The sequence below is a fragment of the Phenylobacterium sp. LjRoot219 genome, from assembly GCF_964252995.1.
Lineage (GTDB): Bacteria > Pseudomonadota > Alphaproteobacteria > Caulobacterales > Caulobacteraceae > Phenylobacterium.
This window is the reverse complement of sequence record NZ_CAXUQI020000001.1, coordinates 1930725-1950891: the sequence shown is the minus strand read 5'-3', so window position 1 is coordinate 1950891 and position 20167 is coordinate 1930725. Positions and strand designations below refer to the sequence as shown.

General features: G+C 69.9%; 22 protein-coding genes. 10 read left to right on the top strand and 12 right to left on the bottom strand.

Features of this window, described 5'->3' with window-relative positions; genetic code table 11:
* Positions 1-105: 105 nt before the first annotated feature.
* Positions 106-906, top strand: coding sequence for a TetR/AcrR family transcriptional regulator (locus ACSQ14_RS09615; RefSeq protein WP_436012078.1), 801 nt, complete (start codon positions 106-108; stop codon positions 904-906).
* Between the two features lie 173 nt (positions 907-1079).
* Here the strand turns inward: ACSQ14_RS09615 and ACSQ14_RS09610 are convergent, their stop codons facing one another.
* From ACSQ14_RS09610 to ACSQ14_RS09590, 5 genes are all read right to left on the bottom strand, one after another.
* Positions 1080-3194, bottom strand: a complete 2115-nt coding sequence (locus ACSQ14_RS09610; RefSeq protein ID WP_436012076.1) for an FAD-dependent oxidoreductase — start codon at positions 3192-3194, stop codon at positions 1080-1082.
* A complete protein-coding gene (locus ACSQ14_RS09605; RefSeq protein WP_436012074.1) occupies positions 3191-4084 on the bottom strand; it encodes an SDR family oxidoreductase in 894 nt (297 codons plus the stop codon). Before ACSQ14_RS09605 ends, ACSQ14_RS09610 begins: the two co-directional genes overlap by 4 nt.
* Positions 4085-4191: 107 nt before the next feature.
* Complete coding sequence (locus tag ACSQ14_RS09600) at positions 4192-4755, bottom strand: NADPH-dependent FMN reductase (RefSeq protein WP_436012072.1); 564 nt, start codon at positions 4753-4755, stop codon at positions 4192-4194.
* Positions 4756-4762: 7 nt separating this feature from the next.
* Positions 4763-5590, bottom strand: a complete 828-nt coding sequence (locus tag ACSQ14_RS09595) for an acid phosphatase (RefSeq protein ID WP_436012070.1) — start codon at positions 5588-5590, stop codon at positions 4763-4765.
* A 36-nt stretch (positions 5591-5626) separates the two neighbouring features.
* Positions 5627-6433 carry an FkbM family methyltransferase gene (locus ACSQ14_RS09590; RefSeq protein ID WP_436012068.1) on the bottom strand — a complete coding sequence of 269 codons (807 nt, stop codon included), beginning with the start codon at positions 6431-6433 and terminating at the stop codon, positions 5627-5629.
* 155 nt (positions 6434-6588) lie between these two features.
* Between ACSQ14_RS09590 and ACSQ14_RS09585 the strand changes: the two genes are divergently transcribed.
* Positions 6589-7914, top strand: a complete 1326-nt coding sequence (locus ACSQ14_RS09585) for a hypothetical protein (RefSeq protein WP_436012066.1) — start codon at positions 6589-6591, stop codon at positions 7912-7914.
* A 7-nt stretch (positions 7915-7921) separates the two neighbouring features.
* Here ACSQ14_RS09585 and ACSQ14_RS09580 read toward each other — a convergent pair whose 3' ends face one another.
* The 3 genes from ACSQ14_RS09580 to ACSQ14_RS09570 all read right to left on the bottom strand — a co-directional run bounded on the left by ACSQ14_RS09580 (position 7922) and on the right by ACSQ14_RS09570 (position 9332).
* Entirely contained in the window at positions 7922-8227 is a 306-nt protein-coding gene (locus ACSQ14_RS09580) for a hypothetical protein (RefSeq protein ID WP_436012064.1), read from the bottom strand.
* Positions 8228-8328: 101 nt separating this feature from the next.
* On the bottom strand, positions 8329-8700 hold the full coding sequence (locus ACSQ14_RS09575) for a hypothetical protein (protein WP_436012062.1): 372 nt from the start codon (positions 8698-8700) through the stop codon (positions 8329-8331).
* Positions 8701-8777: 77 nt separating this feature from the next.
* Complete coding sequence (locus ACSQ14_RS09570) at positions 8778-9332, bottom strand: glutathione peroxidase (RefSeq protein ID WP_436012060.1); 555 nt, start codon at positions 9330-9332, stop codon at positions 8778-8780.
* A 179-nt stretch (positions 9333-9511) separates the two neighbouring features.
* Here ACSQ14_RS09570 and ACSQ14_RS09565 point away from each other — a divergent pair, with 179 nt between their 5' ends.
* The 5 genes from ACSQ14_RS09565 to ACSQ14_RS09545 all read left to right on the top strand — a co-directional run bounded on the left by ACSQ14_RS09565 (position 9512) and on the right by ACSQ14_RS09545 (position 14599).
* A complete protein-coding gene (locus ACSQ14_RS09565; RefSeq protein ID WP_436012058.1) occupies positions 9512-10531 on the top strand; it encodes a fatty acid desaturase in 1020 nt (339 codons plus the stop codon).
* Between the two features lie 134 nt (positions 10532-10665).
* Positions 10666-12087, top strand: coding sequence for a circularly permuted type 2 ATP-grasp protein (locus tag ACSQ14_RS09560; RefSeq protein WP_436012056.1), 1422 nt, complete (start codon positions 10666-10668; stop codon positions 12085-12087).
* Positions 12088-12092: 5 nt separating this feature from the next.
* A complete protein-coding gene (locus tag ACSQ14_RS09555) occupies positions 12093-13034 on the top strand; it encodes an alpha-E domain-containing protein (RefSeq protein WP_436012054.1) in 942 nt (313 codons plus the stop codon).
* Positions 13035-13036: 2 nt separating this feature from the next.
* Positions 13037-13852 carry a transglutaminase family protein gene (locus ACSQ14_RS09550; RefSeq protein WP_436012052.1) on the top strand — a complete coding sequence of 272 codons (816 nt, stop codon included), beginning with the start codon at positions 13037-13039 and terminating at the stop codon, positions 13850-13852.
* Between the two features lie 12 nt (positions 13853-13864).
* On the top strand, positions 13865-14599 hold the full coding sequence (locus ACSQ14_RS09545) for a peptidase (RefSeq protein WP_436012050.1): 735 nt from the start codon (positions 13865-13867) through the stop codon (positions 14597-14599).
* Here the strand turns inward: ACSQ14_RS09545 and ACSQ14_RS09540 are convergent.
* Positions 14596-14841: a helix-turn-helix domain-containing protein gene (locus ACSQ14_RS09540; protein WP_436012048.1), complete on the bottom strand. Its 246-nt coding sequence runs from the start codon at positions 14839-14841 to the stop codon at positions 14596-14598. The two genes, ACSQ14_RS09545 and ACSQ14_RS09540, sit on opposite strands and share 4 nt — an antisense overlap.
* A gap of 190 nt (positions 14842-15031) precedes the next feature.
* On the opposite strand from ACSQ14_RS09540, the gene ACSQ14_RS09535 reads away from it, so the two are divergent.
* On the top strand, positions 15032-15748 hold the full coding sequence (locus ACSQ14_RS09535; RefSeq protein WP_436012046.1) for an MgtC/SapB family protein: 717 nt from the start codon (positions 15032-15034) through the stop codon (positions 15746-15748).
* A gap of 12 nt (positions 15749-15760) precedes the next feature.
* On the opposite strand, the gene fghA is transcribed toward ACSQ14_RS09535, so the two are convergent.
* Both fghA and ACSQ14_RS09525 read right to left on the bottom strand, forming a co-directional pair.
* Positions 15761-16606, bottom strand: coding sequence for an S-formylglutathione hydrolase (gene fghA, locus ACSQ14_RS09530; RefSeq protein ID WP_436012044.1), 846 nt, complete (start codon positions 16604-16606; stop codon positions 15761-15763).
* A 1-nt stretch (position 16607) separates the two neighbouring features.
* Positions 16608-17717 (bottom strand): S-(hydroxymethyl)glutathione dehydrogenase/class III alcohol dehydrogenase, encoded by a 1110-nt coding sequence (locus ACSQ14_RS09525; protein ID WP_436012042.1) that lies wholly within the window; start codon positions 17715-17717, stop codon positions 16608-16610.
* 120 nt (positions 17718-17837) lie between these two features.
* Here ACSQ14_RS09525 and ACSQ14_RS09520 point away from each other — a divergent pair, with 120 nt between their 5' ends.
* Positions 17838-18095 carry a hypothetical protein gene (locus ACSQ14_RS09520; protein ID WP_436012040.1) on the top strand — a complete coding sequence of 86 codons (258 nt, stop codon included), beginning with the start codon at positions 17838-17840 and terminating at the stop codon, positions 18093-18095.
* A gap of 91 nt (positions 18096-18186) precedes the next feature.
* Positions 18187-18573, top strand: coding sequence for a hypothetical protein (locus tag ACSQ14_RS09515; protein ID WP_436012038.1), 387 nt, complete (start codon positions 18187-18189; stop codon positions 18571-18573).
* Between the two features lie 82 nt (positions 18574-18655).
* On the opposite strand, the gene ACSQ14_RS09510 is transcribed toward ACSQ14_RS09515, so the two are convergent.
* Positions 18656-20098, bottom strand: coding sequence for an MFS transporter (locus tag ACSQ14_RS09510; RefSeq protein WP_436012036.1), 1443 nt, complete (start codon positions 20096-20098; stop codon positions 18656-18658).
* Between the last annotated feature and the right edge of the window lie 69 nt (positions 20099-20167).

Genomic DNA, 20167 nt, shown 5'->3' with positions numbered 1-20167 from the left:
TCGCGCCTTGTTGTCACCTTACCCGTTTCAACGGCAGATCCAAGGGGCGACTTCGCCAAGAATTCGTGCTACCTAGCTAGCACCTCACACGTTTCAGTGAGCGGAGTGGACGTCGCCGCCGCCGACATGCAGACCTGTGGAATGAGCCCGAACCAGACGCCCGAGAGCCTCGTCGACGAGCCGCCGCCGACCGCCCGCGAACGGCGCCCCCGGCGGCCGTCGTTGAGCAATGAGCAGTTTCTCGACAAGGCGCTCGACCTGTTCCTCGAGCAGGGCTTCGAGCGCACCAGCATCGAGGCGATCACCGCCTCGGCCGGCATGGCCAAGCGCACCGTCTATCTGCGCTACGGCGACAAGACGGCGCTGTTCAAGGCCGCGCTGCAACGGGCGATCGAGGACTGGATCGTGCCGGTCGAACGCCTGCGCGCGGCGGAGACGGACGACCTGGAGACCAGCCTGCTGGCGATCGGCCAGATCCTGGTCGACAACATCCTCAGCCCGGCGGGCCTCAGGCTGCTGCGGCTGACCAACGCCGAGTCCGGCCGCATGCCGGAGATTGGCGACTACACCGTGCACCAGGGCACCGATCAGACCGTCGCCTATCTGGCCGACCTGTTCCGCCGTCGCCTGGGCGCCGATTTCGCCGAGGCGGAGGACGCGGCCGACGCCTTCCTGGCCCTGGTCGTCGGCGGCCCGGCGAACACCGCGGCCTGGGGCGTGGCCCACGACCGCGCGACCATCGACCGCCGCACCCGCTACAGCATCCGGCTGTTCCTGCACGGCCTGCTGCCGACGCCGAAGGCCGCCTCGCCTGCGGACGATGTCCGGCGGCTGAAGCAGCTGCTGACCGAGACCATGGCCCAACTCGACCAGGCGGTGGCGCGGCTGGAGCGGGCAAGCCGATAGCCACCCATTGCTGTCATCCCGGTTTCGCGGAGCGAAGACCGGGATCCAAGAAGAAGACCGGGATCCAAGAACATGGCGCGGCCAGACTAGCGCCAGACTGCAATCGCCATGTTCTTGGATCCCGGACACGCGCTAAGCGCGTTCCGGGATGACAGCCTCTTAGGCCCGCGCTCTTAAGCGCGCGCCCGCAGCACGTCCGCCGGATACGGCGTCAGCTCCGGCTCATCGGGCCGGAAGAAGGCGTCGCAGACCGTGGACGGCGCCCCGGGCTCGCCGATCAGCCGCGCGAACTTCTGTCCCTCGTAGGGCGCCGTCGCCAGCGGACGGGCGGCGAGCGCGTCGCCGATGGTGAACAGCTGCGGAACCCGTCCCTCGAGCTCGCGCGCCAGCCCGTCCAGCGGAACGCGCCCGGTCGACAGAACCACGGCGTCGACCGGCTCGATCCGCTCTTCCCCGGTGTGGACGTCATACAGCGTCACCGCGCCCTCGCCGATGCTGCGGATCCAGGTGGTCGGCGCAAACCGCACGCCGGCCGCCTTCAGCCGCTGAACGATGAAGCGCGCCTCGAAGCTGTCGACTAGGCGCGGCGACAGCGGCGAGAATCCTGCGGTCACGTAAGTGACGTCCGCGCCGCCCAGGGCGAGTAGTTCGGCGATCCCAGCGCTGGCGTGCAGACCCTCCCCGTCGACCAGCACCACCCGGCCTGAGGGACGCGCGCCGCCCAGCAGGATCTCCTCTGGTCGGTAGACGAACGGCCGGTCGGATCCGGGCAGGTCGGCGTCGAAGGTGATGCTGCGTCCGCCCGGGCTGTAGCGGGCGCCGGTGGCGACGATCACCGCGTCCGGCTGCTCGGCCAGCACTGCGGCGGCGTCCGCCGCCGCGCCCAGCCGCACATCGACGCCCAGCCGCGCGACTTCGCCGGCCCACCAGTCGACCGCCTGGCGGTAGGTCTCGCGCCCCGGCAGATCGGCCCACAGCGCCAGCGCGCCACCCAGCCGCTCGCGCGCCTCGAACAGGGTGACCTTATGGCCCTTGATGGCGCTGACCCGGGCGGCCTCCAGACCGCCGGGCCCGCCGCCGATGATGACCACCCGCGAGGGCCGCGCGGCCGGCGCGAAGCTCGCCACGCCCCATAGCCGCTCGCGATAGCTGGCGGGGTTGACGATACAGCCCTGCGCGCCGTCGCCGCCCGCCGCCGTGCACCAGTTGCAGGCCACGCAGGTGCGGCTGCGGTCTTCCCGCCCCTCGCGGGCGTTCTTCACGAACTCCGGCTCGGCGATCAGCTGACGCGCCGCGCCCACCACGTCGCAGACGCCGGCCGCGATCGCCGCCTCGGCGTCGGCCATCGAGGTGATCCGGCCCAGCACGCTGAGCACCGGGGTGGCCCCGGCGGCCTGGCGCACCTGTTCGACGAAGGGCCGGTAGGGCTGCGGCGCGACGAAGCTGGTCGGCATGCCGTGATGGAACTGCTGCGGCTCCACGCCGACGTCGAGGTCGATGTAGTCGACCAGCCCGCGCGCGCAGATCTCGCCGACCACCTCGCGCGCGGTCTCCACGCCGTAGCCGCCGGGCAGCAGCTCGTCGCAGTTGAACCGCATGCCGACCGCCAGGTCGGGGCCGGCCCCTTCGCGCGCCGCCTGCAGCGACTCGACGAGGAAGCGCATGCGGTTCTCTAGGTTGCCGCCGTACTCGTCGGTGCGCTGGTTGAAATAGGGCGAGAGGAACTGCTCGATCAGCCCGGCGTGCGAGCCGTGCAGCATCACGCCGTCGAACCCCGCTTCGCGCAGGTGCCCGGCCGAGCGGCGGACGGCGGCGTGCATCGCCGCGATCTCGTCCTTGCCCATGGCGTGGGTCGACACCGTCCGGTCGGAATAGCCGAACTGGCGGGTCGACGGCCCGAGCGAAGGCGCCGGCGGGCTGAGCGGCTGCCATTGGCCGAAGCCGCCCCACCAGTAGAAGATCTGGCCGAAGATCTTGCCGCCCGCCGCGTGGATCGCGTCGGCCATCACCCGGAAGGCGGCGATGTTCTCCGGCGGATGCGGCGACGGTTGGCGGGTGCGGCCGCGCTCGTGGGCGACCAGAGCGACGATCACCAGGCCGCAACCGCCGCCCGTCACCCGCTCGGCGCTGTAGGCGACGAGATCGTCGGACGGCTTGGTCCCGGCGCTCAGCGCGCTGCCGTGCGGCGCAAAGAAGAACCGCGTCGGGATCTCGACCGGGCCCAGCCGGATCGGACTGAAGACGTTGGGGTACTTCGGATGCACGGGCGGATCGCGCCGGGCCGTCATTCGGCGCCGATCAGCTTTGCGCCTTCCGGATTGGCCGCCGGCGTCCCCTGCTCTCGCTCATAGGCGTCGGCGTCGTCGTAACAGGCCTCGACCACGTCGGAGTAGGTCTCGCGGAAGTAGCGGCGTTGGTCGGGATGGTCGAACACGAAGGCGCGGTTGTTGCGCACGGCGCGCAGCACCATCGGCGCGACCGCCTCCGGCGAGAAGAAGGCTAGGTCGTTGTGCTTGAACGAGGCGTCGGTGATCTGCAGCTCGGCTTCGCTCGGGCCGCCGAACCGCGCCGGACGATAGCGCGAATTGTTGGCCTTCATCCCCGACGCCACTCCGCCCGGGCAGTAGCTGGTGGTGTGGACGTTGTGCTGCTTCAGCTCCAGGCCGAGGTTCATCATGAAGCCGATGATCCCCGCCTTGGCCGCGGAATAGGGCACGTGCACCGGGATCCAGCCCGGCAGCAGGCCGGCCATCGAGGCGGTCGCCACGATGTGCCCGTCGCCGGCTGCGATCATGTCCGGCAGGAAGGCGCGGGTGGTGTTCATCACCCCCATCAGATTGACCTGGATGATCCAGTCGACGTCGTCGTCCGACATCTCCATCAGCGGGTCGAACGAGGTCGCCCCGGCGTTGGCGAACAACAACTGGACGGGGCCCAGGGCGGCGTTGGCCTCGGCCTTGAGCTGCTTGATCGAGCTGCGCTCGCAGACGTCGCAGTGGATGGCGACGGCCTTGCCACCGGCGGCGTTGATCTCGTCGGCGACCTTCTTCGCATTGTCGAGCAGGATGTCGGCCACGGCGACCGATGCGCCCTGGCGGGCCAATTCCTTGGCCAGCCCCATGCCGATGCCGCTGCCGCCGCCGGTCACGACCGCGGCTTTGCCGGTGATCTCCGTCACAGCCTATCCTCCCGCTTATTGTTCTTTGCCCACGCGATGCCGCGCGGGTGGAGGAGCACTGTGATGCCGACGGTGCGCCCCTACAAGCCTCGGGAACGCGGCAAGACTCAGCGGAAGCGTCGGATCCACGCCGCGAAGGCGGTCAGGTAGCGCGCCAGATGCTCGCGCGTGGCGGCGTCCGTCAGCCGCCCGTCGTCGTCGAACTTCTCGTGCGCGCGGAACACCAGCAGTTCTGGCTGCGGCATGCAGAAGGAGTTCGTGAATTCGAACGCCTGGCGCAGCTGGCTCTGGCCGCGGGCGCTGCCGGTCATGCCCGGCGAGGCGCCGATGACGCCGACCGGCTTTTCACCCAGCGCCGCGTCGCGCGGCGGCCGCGAGGCCCAGTCCACCGCGTTCTTCATCACCCCCGGGACGCCATGGTTGTACTCCGGCGTCGCCAGCAGGACGCCGTCGGCCGCCCGGATCGCCTGCTTGAAGGCCGCCACGCCCGGCGGATCGCCGGCGGCCTCGAGATCGGCGTTGTAGAGCGGCACTGCGGCGAGATCGAAGATCTCGATCCGCACCCCGTCGGGGGCTAGGTCCACCGCCGCGCGCAGCAGCGCCCGATTGAACGAGCCCTGCCGCAAGCTGCCGGCGACTCCCAGGATCGATAGCGGCGGGTCTTCGCTCATCTTGTCCCTACCCGGCGGCGAGCGCGGCGGCTTCGGCGGCGCAATCGCCGTCGGGCGGCGTGCCTTGCTGGCGCAGCGTGGCCATCTCGGCGCGAGCGGCCTCCAGGTCGGCGCGGAACTGCGGATCGCTATGCAGCCTGGCGACGACCGCAGCGGCCACCACCCGGCCCTCTTCCACGTCGCTCTGCCAGTGGACGTTGCAGATCACCCGGCTCTGGCCGAACGCCCGGCCGCGCGCCACCAGTTGGTCACCGCGGTCCGGCGCCAGCTCCGCCAGGATCATGCCCCAGCCGAAGCCCGCGGCGCTGTGGCCCGACGGATAGGAGCCGTCCTTGCGCAGCACCGGCTCGAACGACGGCGTGCAGGTCGGCGCGCCGTTCGCCGTGAACGGCCGCGCCCGCATGTACTTCGTCTTGGCGGCGTAGGTGGACAGGCCGAGATCGCCGAGCGAGCGCTGCAGCAGGGTGAAGACGTGCGGAGCCTTTGCTGGGTCCAACTTCACGCCCAGCGCGCAGGAGAAGGTCTGCGCCGCCTGCGGCAGCTTCAGTTCGGCGTCGTTGGTGGCGACGTTCCACCGCGGACCGCCCCGCAGGGCGACCGCGGCCTTGGCGGCGGCCTCGTCGCGGGCCATGGCTTCAGAGCCGGGCGCGGGCGGCGGCGGCACCAGCAGCAGGCTGTTCGGCCGCGCCTCCTTGGCCAAGTAGCCCTGCGTCACGTTGGGCGCGCCCGTCGGCGGCTTGGCCTGGATCGACGGGACCTGCGGCGCGCTCGTCGCCGCGCAGCCGACGATCAGAACGGCGAACCCGAGCGGGCCGATGGCGCGAAGCGTCTTCAAGTGTTTCCTCCTGAGCCGGCGCGTCTCGGCGCGCACTTAGCGGTGGAACTGGACCGGCGAGGTCCAGTTGTCCGGATCGATCTGTTGCAGCCCCTGGACCGTGGTTTTCCGCTCGCTGGGGAGGCACAGCATGTTCACCGAGGCGACCCCTGGGAAGATGTTCTCCTGGACCCCCTTGAAGTTCTGCGGCGAGAACAGCATCGGGACGTGCCAGTAGAGCCGGTAGCCCATCTCGGCGATCAGCGAGATCACCTCCTGCTGCTGGTCCTTGCGGTCGTTCTCGACATAGAGCACCGGGCGGCAGCGGGCGATCGTCTGCCGGGCGCCGCGCAGCACCTGCGGCTCGAAGCCCTCCACGTCGATCTTGATCAGCCCGCAGGCCGGCAGCTCGAGGCTGTCGAGCGGACGGACGCGGACCTTGACGCCCGCGACGCCGTCGGGCTGCAGGGACATGCCGCCGAAGTTGCCCTCGCGTGCATAGTCCAGCCGTGGAACCACAGCGACGCCCTCGGCCTCTCCGCAGCCCTCGGGATAGGCGAAGGCGTTGCCGATGTCGTTGAGCGCCAGGTTGGCGCACAGCACCTGAAAGATCCGCGGCTGCGGTTCGAACGCGTAGAACGGGCCTGGCGCGCAGGCGCGGGCCATGTCCACGCTGTGGGTCCCCATGTTGGCGCCGACCTCCACCACGGTCATCCCGGGACGGATCATCTGCCGCAGCGCCCGCCATTCGTCCGGGCAGTACTCGCCGTACAGCTCCAGCGCCTTGGTCATGTAATGGTCGGTCCGCAGCGCGACCATCGGCCCCGACCGCGTCTCGTAGGTCTGAACGATCGTCTCGGCCACGGCGACTCCCTCTCGACCGAGCATTAGCCGGCGAGATCGAGCCTGGAAACCGATGTCAGCCGGCGATCACCGGCAACGGCCGCACACTCGACCCCGGCGGCGGACTCGGTCGACGATAACGCGCGCGCCTGCGCTCGCGGCGCTGGGGACGGTCGATGGACGATTACCGCTACTGGCATTTCAAGGCGGCCGAGGCCCTCGCCGCCAGGGATATCGCCGCGGCCAGGACCCACTATCTGAGCGGCGCGGCGCTCGGCATGTTCGACCAGGACAATCCCCGGGACCACGCGCTCCGCCTGGCCGTCGCTCATCACGACGGCAACCAGGTCTGGCTGGCCGAGGCCGAGGCGTCGTTGGCGCGCAACCGTCACCGATGGCCGGCAGGCTCAGTGGAGCGGGAAGCCACCGTCGCCGCGCACCACCTTTGCGGGCTGATGCGGCTCGGCGAGCCGCAGATGGCCGCGGGCCACTTCGCCGCAGCGCTCGAGCTGGCCGCGGGCTTTCTGCCGGCGCGGGTCGAGCTGGAGATCCTGCGCACCGGCCGCGACCGTCAGGCCCTGTTCGCCAGCCTGGGCGCGGTCCCCGATCGGCAGGACTGGCGCTATGCGCTGGCGGCGTCGGAACTGGGCGCGACGCTCGGCCCCGTCAGCGACGGCGAAACGGCCGCCGCCGCGATCTGCCTGCGCGGGCTCTGCACGCCGGAGACGCCAGCCCTGGTGCGGCTCTATCGGGCGCTGAATCCGAGCGCCCGGATCTTCGTGGCGACCTGGGAGCAGACTCCGCCGGACCTGGTCGCGGCGCTGCGCGACTCAGCCGAGGTGGTGCTGGTTCCGGACACCGACCGGCCCGGGCGGCAGAACCGCAATCGGCAGCTGCTGCTGGCCCGCGCCGTCCTTGCGGCGGCCCAGCGCGAAGGCAAGTCCTACGTCCTGCTCACCCGAACCGACCTGGCGCTGTTCCAGCCGGGAATTCTGTCGTCCCTGCTCGCCCTGCACCGCACCTTCCCGGTCCGCCCGGGCCGACTGTTCGGCCGCATCGTGGCGCCGGACGTCTGGACGCGCCGGTACATGCCGTTCCACGTCTCCGACATCATGAGCTTCGGGGCTCTGCCGGACCTGGTGCTGCAGTGGGGCGCGGCGTTCGACGAGGCGGACGAGCCCGTCGGCACCGAGCAGTACCTTCACTGGCGGCTGCACGGCGCATTGGGTCTACCGCCGGTGGAACCCGACCTCGCCGCCTACCGCAGTTTCCTGCGCGACTACTTCATCATCCGCGATCTCGATTGGTTCGGCGGCCTGTGGCTGCGCAATCCAGACCTGCGCAACGCCGCCTCGGTCCAGTTGCGCGACAGCTGCGTGTCGCAGACCGACTGGGAGCGGCTCTACTACCAGGCCGATCCCGCCCCCCACCTGGACCTGATGGGGGCGTCGGCGAACGGCGTCATGCTGCAGTCGGCGCTGGGCCTGCTCAAGTACGGCTGACCGGCCGTCAGACGCCGGTGGTCGGTCCGATCCCCTCGCCGTCCTCCGGAAAACTGCTCCACCGCGGCTTCAGGGCGGCATCGCGCTTGCTGCGCAGGTCAGCGGCCTGGCGCATCAGGTCATGGGCCCGCGTCACGACTCCGTCCAGCGCTGTGGTCGTCGGCATGGATTGGATCTCGGTCTCGTACTGCGCGATCTCCTCCAGGAGCGAGGCGAACTCGTAGTCCTGGGCCGTCCCCTCGCGCGGCGGCTGGTCGAGGAAGACCGTCACCCGTTCGAGCGCCGCTTCGAAGGATTTTTGGTCGGTGATCATGGCGAGTATCTCCAGATCGCGCGGACCGACGCCGCACACTGTCTGCAGATATAAGGCGACGGCTCGGCCGTTGGTTGCGTCGCCGCCCGCCGCTCTGCGCCTCAGAAAAAGTCTACGTCGTCGCTGACGTCGGCGATCGGCGCGGCGGCCTGGCCGACGCCTTGGCTGATGCGTTGCGCAACCTCGCCCAGGGTGATCGTCCCCAGCGCCTCGGCCACGTCGATCGTCACGCTCGCGCCGAGCTTGCCGGAGAGCCGCTCGACGAATCCGGCCACCGCCGCGATCTGCTGGTTGAGCTGATCGACCGCGTGCAACTCCTGCATCACCGCGCCCCGCTGGTCGGCGGGGGCGGCGTGCAGCAGTTGGCCGAGGGCGCCGTCGAGTCGAGCGCAGGTCCCCTGGGCGAGCAACAGTTCACCCGCCACGGCAGACAGGACGTCCGTCATCGCCGCCTGTCCGACCTCCGCCGTCATACTCATTGCGCCCCCCTATTTCGCTGGAGAGCACTGTTCGTCCGAAGACGGTTTACTCCGCGTAAATGCAGGCCCGGTCAGGCCGCGGTGAGCGCCTTGTCGATCGCTTCCAGCACCATCGGATCGTTCGGCGGCACGTTGGGCGCGAACCGGGCCACGACCTCACCCTTCCGGTTGATCAGGAATTTCTCGAAGTTCCACAGGATGCCGGGCTCCGGATTCGGCGTCATGCCATAGCCTTGCAGGCGCGCGCGGAAGTCCTCGCCGGCGTTCGAGGCGGCCTGCGGATAGGTCTCGGTGAGCGTCTTGTAGAGCGGATGGATCTGGTCGCCCGTCACCGCGATCTTGGCGAACATCGGGAAGTCGACCCCGAAGTTCGAGCGGCAGAAGTCCTGGATCTCTTCGTTCGTGCCGGGCTCCTGGGCGCCGAAGTCGTTGGCCGGGAAGCCGAGCACCTCGAGCCCCTCGGCGCGCTTGTCCGCATAGAGCGTCTCGAGCGCCTCGTATTGCGGCGTCAGCCCGCACTTGGAGGCGACATTGACCACCAGCAGCACCTTGCCGGCGTAGTCGCCGAGCTTGGTGTCGTCGCCGGTGATGGTCTTCAGCGGCACCTCTTGGATCGCGGTGGGCATGTTGTTCCTCCTGTCGGCCGTCGGCCTGTTGCCCACAAGCGATATTCAGCCGCAGGGCGGGGTTCAAGTCCCGGCGCTCTAGAGCTTGACGGCATTTTCTCGATGCGCATGGAACACGACCCAGAATCCGTCGCATTAGACCGCTAAGCGCTGCGCGCCCCTGTTTCGAGCGAGCCTGTATGAGCCTACCCCGCGACCCGCGAGCCCTCCGAGAGGCGCTGGCCTCCTACCAGCAGCCGAGCCACGGCCGCAGCCTGTTCGAGATCGCGGTGACCGCCGTCCCGCTCGCGCTGCTCTGGGGGCTGGCGCTCTACACGGTCAGCAATGGCTGGTGGTGGGGGGTGGCCTTCACCGTTCCCGCCGCCGCCTTCCTGGTGCGGCTGTTCCTGATCCAGCACGACTGCGGCCACGCCTCGTTCTTCCGCTCGCCGCAGGCCAACGCCTGGACCGGCCGGATCATCGGGGTGCTCACGGCGACGCCCTACGACTACTGGCGCCGCACCCACGCCATCCACCACGCCACCTCCGGCAACCTCGACCGGCGCACCCTGGGCGCGGTCGACACCCTGACCGTGGAAGAATATCGCGCGCGGCCCTGGCTCATGCGGATGGCGTACCGGCTCTACCGCCACCCGCTGGTGATGTTCGGCCTCGGCCCCGGCTACATGTTCGTCCTGCAGCATCGCGCGCCGATCGGTCTGATGCGCGAAGGCCGGGCCTGGCTGTCGGTGCTCGGCAACAACCTCGGCCTGGCCATCCTGGTTCTGCCGCAGATCGCGCTGGCGGGCCTGGCCGCCACCCTAGTGGTGCACCTGACGATCGTCGTCATCGCCGCCTCGATCGGGGTGTGGCTGTTCTACGTCCAGCACCAGTTCGAGGGCGCCTGGTGGTCGCGCAACGAAGGCTGGAGCCTGCATGAGGCCGGGCTGCGCGGCTCCTCGCACCTGCACATGCCGCCGGTCCTGCGCTGGTTCACCGCCAACATCGGCGCCCACCACGTGCATCACGTCGGCAGCAAGATCCCGTTCTACCGGCTGCCGCAGGTGATGGAGGACCATCCGGCGCTGAAGTCGATGAGCCGGATCACCCTGATGGACGGCTTCCGCGCCGTTCGGCTCAGCCTGTGGGACGAGGCCGCCGGCCGGCTGGTGTCGTTCCGCGAAGCCCGCCGGACTGTGCGAGTGCTCCAGAACGCCTAAGCTGCAGGCGCCCAGGCTCGGGCGCTGCGCGCTTTCCGGGCGCTGAAGCTCGCATGCCGCCGATTTAACCACGGAGCCTGTGCGGCGCCTCGGCTTTCGCCTTCGCTGACGACGTGCAGCTTACGGCGGTTTCGATGTCGACCCCCTTCGACGAGATGAACGGTTGGCCGGGGGACGGGCCGCGTGAGGCCTACGTCCGGGTCAAGGCCTGGTTGGACGCCGCGCCGCCGGAGTTGCTGCCGACCCGCCGCGCGCAGGCCGAGCTGCTGTTCCGGCGCACCGGCATCACCTTCAACGTCTACGGCGACCCGAACGGCTCGGAGCGGCTGATCCCGTTCGACCTGGTCCCGCGCGTGCTGACCGGTTCGGAATGGTCGCGGATCGAGCGCGGCCTGGTGCAGCGGGTCGAGGCGCTGAACGCCCTGCTCGCCGACCTCTACGGCGCCCAGGAGATCCTCAAGGCGGGCGTGATCCCGGAAGAGCTGGTCCGGCTCAATCCGCAGCACCAGCTGGCGGTCATGGGCCACCGCCCGAGCAAGGGTGTGTTCGTCCACGTGGCCGGCGTCGACCTGGTGCGCACCGGGCCCGACGACTTCTACGTGCTGGAGGACAACGCCCGCACGCCGTCCGGCGTCTCCTACATGTTGGAGAACCGGGAGATGATGCTGCGGCTGTTCCCCGAGCTCATGGCGAAGGCCGACGTCGCGCCGGTCGAGACCTATCCGGACCTGCTGCTGGAGACCCTGCGCTCGGTCGCGCCCGCCGGGCCGGAGTCTGAGCCGACCATCGTCGTGCTGACCCCCGGGCCGTTCAACTCGGCCTTCTACGAGCACAGCTTCCTGGCCGACAAGATGGGCGTCGAACTGGTCGAAGGCGCCGACCTCTTCGTGCGCGACAACCTCGTCTACATGCGCACGACCGAGGGGCCGCGCCGGGTGCACGTCATCTACCGACGGGTGGACGACGCCTACCTCGACCCGCTGTTCTTCCGCGCGGACTCGACCCTGGGCGTGCCTGGGCTGCTCTCCGCCTACCTCGCCGGCAATGTCGCGCTGGCCAACGCGATCGGCACAGGGGTCGCCGACGACAAGGCGATGTACAGCTACATGCCCGAGGTGATCCGGTTCTATTCGGGCCAGGATCCGATCCTCGGCAACGTGCCGACCTGGCGCTGCCGCGAACCTGACCACCTGGCCTATGTGCTCGACCACTTGAGCGAACTGGTGGTCAAGGAGGTCGACGGCTCGGGCGGCTACGGCATGCTGGTCGGGCCGCACGCGAGCCGCGGCCAGATCGACGAGTTCGCCGCCAAGCTGCGCGCCGATCCGCAGGGCTTCATCGCCCAGCCGACCCTGGCGCTCTCCACCTGCCCCACCCTGCATGAGGGCTGCCTGGAGCCGCGTCACGTCGATCTGCGCCCATTCGTGTTGACCGGCGCGGACGGGGTGAAGGTGACGCCGGGCGGGCTGACCCGCGTGGCGCTGACGCCGGGGTCGCTGGTGGTGAACTCCAGCCAGGGCGGCGGAACCAAGGACACCTGGGTGACGGGCGGCTGACGCGTATGCTTTCGAGAACCGCCTCCAACCTCTACTGGACCGGCCGCTACATGGAGCGAGCGGACTTCCTCGCCCGGCTGCTCGACGCGACCGCCCGACTCTCCGGCATGCCGACCGCATACGGCGGCGACCCGGCCGCCTGGTCCGGCGCGCTGTCCGCCGCCGGCGTCGCCGACGCCTTCGCCGCGACCGGCGGCGAACCGGAGGAAGGCGCGGTGGTCCGCTACCTGACCATCGACCCGGGCAATTCCTCGGCGATCGCCAACTGCGTCGAGCACGCGCGCAGCAACGCCCGGGCGGTGCGAACGGCCCTCACCCGCGAGGCCTGGGAGGCGCTGAACAGCGCCTGGCACGAGGTCGAACGGCTCCGCGCGATGAACCCGGCGAAGCTGGAGGTGCGCGAACTCACCGAGAGCGTGCAGCGGGCGGTGGCGGTGTTCGACGGATCCGCCCAGCGGACCATGCTGCGCGACGACGCCTTCTGGTTCCTGCAGCTCGGCGCGGCGGTCGAGCGGGCCGACAACACCGCCCGGCTGCTGGATGTGAAATACCACCTGCTGCTGCCGCGCGGCGAGCCGGTCGGCGGCAGCCTCGACTACTTCCAGTGGTCGACGATCCTCAGGACCGTCTCGGCGGCGACCGCCTATCGCTGGGTCTACCGCGACGCGGTGAAGCCCTGGCTGGTCGCCGACCTGCTGATCTTCAACGACCGCATGCCGCGCTCGCTGACCTGCTGCTACGACGCCATCGTCGAACTGCTCGATTACCTGTGCGCCGGCAGCGGCCGCCGCGGGCCCGCACACCGACAGGCCTCGAAGGTCCAGCTCGAGCTGCGGGAGAGCAACGTCGAGGCAGTGTTCGCCTCCGGGCTGCACCAGTTCCTCGACAGCTTCATCGCCGACAACAACCAGCTGGGCGTCGCCATCGCCGAGCAATTCGCGTTCTGACCATGCGCATCCGCCTCCGCCACGCCACCAGCTACACCTACGAGCAGCCCGCCTCCGGGGTGATCCAGGCGCTGCGGGTCACCCCCGCCGAGCATGAGGGCCAGCGGGTGGTCAACTGGCGCGTCGACGTCGACGTCGACGGCCTGCTGCGGGAGGCGCGCGACGCCTTCGGCAACGTCCTGCACCTGTTCTACGCCGAAGGCGCGGTGACCGAACTGACGGTGCGCGTCACAGGCGAGGTCGACGTACGCGAGACCGCCGGCGTGGTGCGCGGCGCGCCCGAGCCGTTCTCGCCCGCCACCTTCCTGCGCACCACGCCGCTCACCCAGGCGGACGATGCGCTCGCCGCATGGGCCAGCGGGATCAAGGCAGAAGACACCCTGAGCCAGCTTCACCGGCTGATGAACGAGTTGCACCAGAGAATGCGGTTCGACACCGCAGCGACCGGGGTGGAGACGGCCGCCGCCGAGGCCTTCCGCGAGGGCCATGGGGTCTGCCAGGACTACGCCCACGTCTTCATCGCTGCGGCGCGACGGATGGGGGTGCCGGCGCGCTACGTCTCCGGCCACCTTTGCCGGCCCGATCCGGCCGAGCAGGAAGCGGCCCACGCCTGGGCCGAAGCCTATGTTCCCGATCTTGGCTGGACCGGCTTTGATCCGGCCAACGCGGTCTGTCCCGATCAGTCCTATCTTCGCGTGGCGGTGGGACTCGATTATCTGGATGCGGCGCCCCTGCGCGGGGCGCGTCGCGGCGGCGGCCAGGAACGTCTGAGCGTCGCCGTGCTGGCGCGCGAGGCCGTGCGCCAGCGACAGGACTGATCGGAGCTAGCCGTGACCTATTGCGTGGGCTTGCTGGTGCGGGAAGGCCTCGCCATGCTGGCCGACACCCGGACCAACGCCGGGGTCGACAACGTCTCCACCTATCGCAAGCTGCGCGTCTACGGGAATGACGGCGAGCGACTGATCGTCGTGGCCTCGGCCGGCAGCCTGTCCACCACTCAGGCGGCGCTGGAGCGCGTTCAGCTCGGCTTCACCGCACCCGACACCGGGGAGCCGGAATCGCTCGGCACGGTCGGTTCGATCCACCGCGCGGCCTATCTGATCGGCCAGGCGGTGCGCTCCACCAAGGACGCCATGGAGGGGCTGAAGCAGGACGACATCAACTTCGATGCGACCCTGCTGGTCGGCGGCAGCGTCAACGGCGAGCCGACGCGGCTGTTCCTGGTTTACAGCGCCGGCAACTTCATCGAGTGCGGCCAGGACACCCCCTATCTGCAGATCGGCGAGACCAAGTACGGCAAGCCGATCCTCGACCGGGCGATGACCTATGACACCGAGATCGACGAGGCGGTGAAGATCGGCCTGATCTCGTTCAGCTCGACGATGCGGTCCAACCTAGCGGTCGGGCTGCCGATCGATCTGATGACCGCTCGCTCCGGCGAAGGCCGCGCCACGCTGGTGCACCGGATCGACGACCACGACGACTACTATCGCGATCTCAACGACCGCTGGTCGGCGGCGCTGCGCGCCGCCCAGGCCTCGATCCCGCGCCCGCCTTATCGCTAGGGCTGGTCGCCGGCGACCATCTCGCCGTCCGGCTTGAAGCCGACGGGCAGATAGCCGTGCAGGAAGGATTCCACCGCGACCGTCACCGGGCCGGAGATGTCGCGGCGGCCGGATTCCATCTCCAGCACGCGCTTCTCACCCTGCTTGTCGCCGCCGGCGAGGCGCAAGGCGCGCGCCAGCTGCACCGGGGTCCAGCCCAACGCTTCACGCGCCTGCTTCAAATGCGGGCCAGTCTTGATCACGAACCGAAAGTCTCCATAGCCGCAGCTCGTCCGTCCCGGGCGGTGCGCGGCGAACCTGTTAGCCGACTTCTCCGCCTTTTTCGAGACGTCGCGGGACCGCTTCAAGAAATCTGCGCCGGTCCGCCGCAGACGGCGGCGCCAGGCGGGCAACCTTAGCCGTCAGGCGGCATTCTAAGGGCGGGAACGCCTTATGCAGCTGGATCTCACCTGGGTCGACATCACCATCCGGCTGGGCCTCGCTGCGCTCGCCGGCATGTTGGTCGGTTACAATCGCGAAGCCCGCAGTCAGGCCGCCGGGCTGCGCACCACGACCCTGGTCTGCGTCGCCGCCTGCCTGGCGATGGTGCTGTCCAACCTGTTGCTCCAGGCCGACGAGCCCCACCGAGCGGACGACATCCTGCGGATGGACGTGCTGCGGCTGCCGTTGGGCGTGCTGACCGGCATCGGCTTCATCGGCGCCGGCGCCATCGTCCGCCGGGAGGACGCCGTCATCGGCGTCGCGACGGCCGCGACCCTCTGGTTCATGACCATGGTCGGCCTGACCCTCGGCGCGGGCCAACTGGTGCTGGGCGTCGCCGTCACCCTGGCCGGGCTCGCCATGCTCTGGACGCTGGAGTGGGCCGATCTGCGCATCCGCCGCCGCTTCCGCGCGGTCCTGCGGGTCGAGGCCGAGCCCGACCGGCTTTCGCAAACCGAGCTGCGGCAGCTGATCGCCGGCTGCGGCCAGCGGGTGGTCGCCTGGGCGATCACCTACCGCGACGGCGGCGAGCGCTATGAGGCGCGGGCCGAGCTGGAGTGGCGCGGTCACACCGAAGATCGCGCCCAGCCGCCGGATTTTCTGGAGGACCTCGCGATGCGGGCCGGCGTGCGCCAGGTCGACTGGTCGCCGCAGGCGGTCTCCATCTAGGGCCGCTCCGGCCTAGGGCCGCAGCCGCTCGGCGTGCCAGCGCAGGTGGTCGTCCATGAAGCTGGCGATGAAGTAGTAGCTGTGGTCGTAGCCGGCCTGGCGGCGCAGCGTCAGCGGCACGCCGGCCTTGGCGCAGGCTTCCTCGAGCAGTTCGGGCTTCAGCTGGGCGTCGAGGAACGGATCGGCCGCGCCCTGGTCGACCAGCAGTTCCGGCAACCGGGCGCCGTCCTCCAGCAAGGCCGTCGCGTCGTGGCGCCGCCAGGCTGCGCGGTCAGGCCCGAGGTAGTTGGACAGCGCCTTCTCCCCCCAAGCGCAGCGCATCGGCGAGCTGATCGGCGCGAAGGCCGAGACGCTGCGCCAGAGCCCGGGGTTCTTCAGCGCCAGGGTCAGCGCCCCGTGCCCGCCCATGGAGTGGCCGGTGATCGCCTGGCGGTCGAGGACCACCGGCAGGTTCGCCGCCACCAGTTCGGGCAACTCCCCGGTGATGTAGCTCTCCATGCGGTAGTGGTCGGACCAGGGCTCCTGGATCGCATCAAGGTAGAAGCCGGCGCCCAGGCCGAAGTCCCAGCCGCCCGCCGGATCATCCGGCACGTCCGGCCCGCGCGGGCTGGTGTCCGGCGCGATGAAGATTAGCCCGAGCTCGGCGCAGGCGCGCTGGAACTGGCCCTTCTCGGTGACATTGGCGTGGGTGCAGGTGAGCCCGGAGAGATACCAGACCACCGGACAGGGCCCCTGCTGCGCCTGCGGCGGCAGATATACGGAGAACACCATGTCCGTCCCCGTCGCACGGCTCGCATGCCGGTAGACGGCCTGGGTCCCGCCGAAGCATCGGTTGGTGGAGACGGTCTCGAGCGTCACCTCAGTAGACCACGACGCTGCGGATGCTCTCGCCCCGGTGCATCAGGTCGAAAGCCTCGTTGACCCGCTCGAGCGGCAGCTTGTGGGTGATCATCGGGTCGATCTCGATCTTCCCGTCCATGTACCAGTCGACGATCTTCGGCGTGTCGGTGCGGCCGCGCGCGCCGCCAAAGGCGGTTCCCTTCCATACCCGGCCGGTGACCAGCTGGAACGGCCGGGTGGTGATCTCCTTCCCGGCCTCGGCCACGCCGATGATGATGCTCTCGCCCCAGCCGCGGTGGCAGGCCTCCAGCGCCTGACGCATGACGTCGGTGTTGCCGGTGGCGTCGAAGGTGTAGTCGGCGCCGCCGCCGGTCAGCTCGACCAGATGGGCCACCAGGTCGCCGGCGACGGCCTTGGGATTGACGAAGTGGGTCATGCCGAAGCGGCGGCCCCATTCCTCGCGGGCCGGATTGATGTCGACGCCGACGATCATCCCCGCGCCGACCAGCTTCAGCCCCTGGATGACGTTCAGCCCGATGCCGCCCAGACCGAACACCACGCAGTTGGCGCCGGCCTCCACCTGGGCGGTGTTGACCACGGCGCCGACCCCGGTGGTCACGCCGCAGCCGACGTAGCAGGCGGTCTCGAACGGGGCGTCCGGGCGGATCTTGGCGACCGCGATCTCCGGCAGGACCGTGTAGTTCGAGAAGGTCGAACAGCCCATGTAGTGGTAGATCGTCTGGCCCTTGTAGGAGAACCGGCTGGTGCCGTCCGGCATCAGCCCCTTGCCCTGGGTCGCGCGGATCGCCGTGCAGAGGTTGGTCTTGCGCGACAGGCAGCTTTTGCACTGCCGGCATTCGGGCGTGTACAGCGGGATCACGTGGTCGCCGGGCTTCACCGAGGTGACGCCGGGGCCGACCTCGACCACCACGCCCGCGCCCTCGTGCCCGAGGATCGACGGGAAGATCCCTTCGGAATCCAGGCCGTCCAGAGTGTAGGCGTCGGTGTGGCAGATCCCGGTGGCCTTGATCTCCACCAGGACTTCGCCGGCGCGAGGACCTTCCAGGTCCAGCTCGACAATCTCCAGCGGCTTCTTGGCTTCGAAAGCGACGGCGGCGCGGGTCTTCATGACGGACTCCCTGGGCGAACGGGCTCCGTTGTCTCAGCCGCTGGCGAGGAAGTGAAGGGCGCAATCGCACGGCCGGCGCCGAGCGCCGCAACAGTCGCCCGCGGTCGGCGTTTGGGATTCATGACCGACACACCAGCGCTCCCCCTCGAAGAACGAAATCTGCTCAGGGCCGCGCTCAACGGCCCACTGCTCGACCAGGACCCGATCCAGGTCGGCCTGTGCCTGCGCCTTTGCGGCCGACGATTGCTTCAGCGCGCCGGCGCCGCGGCCTTGGCCAACGGCTGGCGCGGGTCGCCCCACGCCTTCGTGCTGACGCGCGAAGGCTGGGCGCTGCTGAAGGCCGAACGCCAACGAAAGCCGCTGCGGCGCGCCGGCTGAGGCGGCCGAAGATCGGCGAGGGCCGACAGGTTTCTCGGAACTGACGGCCGGCCGGCCGGTTGTTGCCCGGCGAGGGATCGGGAGAGCGCACATGACCGCCAGGTTCTGGCGTCGAGAGCTGACCGCTGCAGCCGCGAGCCTCGTCGCCGGTTTGCTGATCGCCGGCTGCTCCGACAGCGACTACGCCACGCCCAAGACCGCGTCTGAGGCCACCGCCGGGATGGCCGCCGCCCCAGCCCCCACCCCCGGCGCGTCCGGCAGCGTGCCGCCGAGCAGCGTGAGTTCTGCGCCGATGAGCGGCTCGACCAGCATGAGCGCGAGCTCCGGCGCCTACGGCGGCGATGTGGGCGGCGGCTACGTCGGCGGCCCTTCGAGCAGCGGCCCCGTCGGCGGCGGCGCGGGTGACGCGACGAGTTCGGCCCCTATAGCGCCTCCGAGCGGCGGAACCGCCGGGCGCCCGAGAAGCAGCGGCGAATAGCGCCCCTCAAAGTCTTCCTCCCCCGACTGGGCCGGCCGGAAGCGGCCGGCCCTCATTTTGCCAGCTCTCGTTTCGCTGTTGGCTAGTCGGGGGCCAGCGACAGCGGCGGCGCCACCTCTTCCAGCGGCCGGCGCTCGGCCCGCACGCCCAGCACCGCCGCGGCGACGGCGGCGAGCAGCATCAGCCCGCCGCCCAACAGGTAGCCGACCAGGATCTGGCTCCGCTCGCCGGTGTCGATCAGCGCCCCGAACACCGTCGGCCCCGCCACCCCGCCCAGCAGCGTGCCGAAGGCGTAGAACAGCGAGATGGAGATCGCCCGGACCTCCAGCGGGAACAGCTCGCCGACCGTGAGATAGGCCGCGCTCGCCGCCGCCGAGGCGAAGAAGAAGATCACCGTCCAGGCGGCGGTCTGGCTCACCGCCGTCAGCATGCCCTCGGCAAACAGCCCGCCGGTCAGGCAGAGCAGCGCGCCGGCGATCCCGTAGGTCGCGCAGATCATCGCCTTGCGCCCGAAGCTGTCGAACAGCCGCCCCAGCAGCAGCGGCCCGAGGAAGTTGCCGAGCGCGAACGGCAGCATAAACCAGCCGATGCTCGCCGGCGCGACGCCGTAGAACTGGGTCAGCATCAGCGCATAGGTGAAGAAGATGGCGTTGTAGCAGAAGGCCTGGGTGGCCATCAGGATCAGCCCCAGCGCCGTTCGCCGCGGATGCCGGCGGGTGAGCGTGAGCGCCACCTCGGTCCAGCTGGTCCGCTCGCGCCGGACGAACCGCAGACGCCGGTGCGGCTGTTCAACTGGCGGAATCGCACGCACCGCCGCCACCCTGCACTCGATCTCGCGGACGATCGCCTCGGCCTCCTCCGGCCGGCCGTGGGTGATCAGCCAGCGCGGGCTCTCGGGGATGTAGCGGCGGACGTAGATGACAATGGCGGCGAGCAGCCCGCCGATGACGAACGCCAGGCGCCAGCCCCAGGCCTGCGGGACGAGCGCCGGATCCAGCACCACCAGCGAGCCCAAGGCCCCGAGCGCCGCGCCGAGCCAGAAGCTGCCGTTGATCGCCAGGTCGGTGTAGCCGCGCCGCCGCGCCGGGATCAGCTCCTGGATCGCCGAGTTCACCGCGCCGTACTCGCCGCCGATCCCGGCGCCGGTCAGGAAGCGGAACAGCATGAACGACCAGAAGTCCCAGCTGAACCCGGTGGCGATGGTCGCGGCCATGTAGACCCCGACCGTGATCGTAAACAGCCGCCGCCGGCCCCAGCGGTCGGTCAGCCGGCCGAAGACGACGGCGCCGATCACCGCGCCGAGGATGTAGGCGCTGCCGGTCAGGCCCACCTCGCGGCTCGAAAGTCCCAACGCCTGGGGGCTGGCGATCGCCGGCGCGAGCGACCCGACCAGCGTCACCTCCAGCCCATCGAGGATCCAGGTGATCCCGAGGGCGGCCACCACCAGCCAGTGGAAGCGCGCGAACGGCAGGTGATCGAGCCGGGCCGGCACGTCGGTTTCGAACGTCGTGCCTGTCCCGCTCATCCACGCTCCCCCGCTTCGTTGGGGACTGAACCTTCAAGGCGAAGCTTGGGTTCCCGGCGCCCCTCGGTG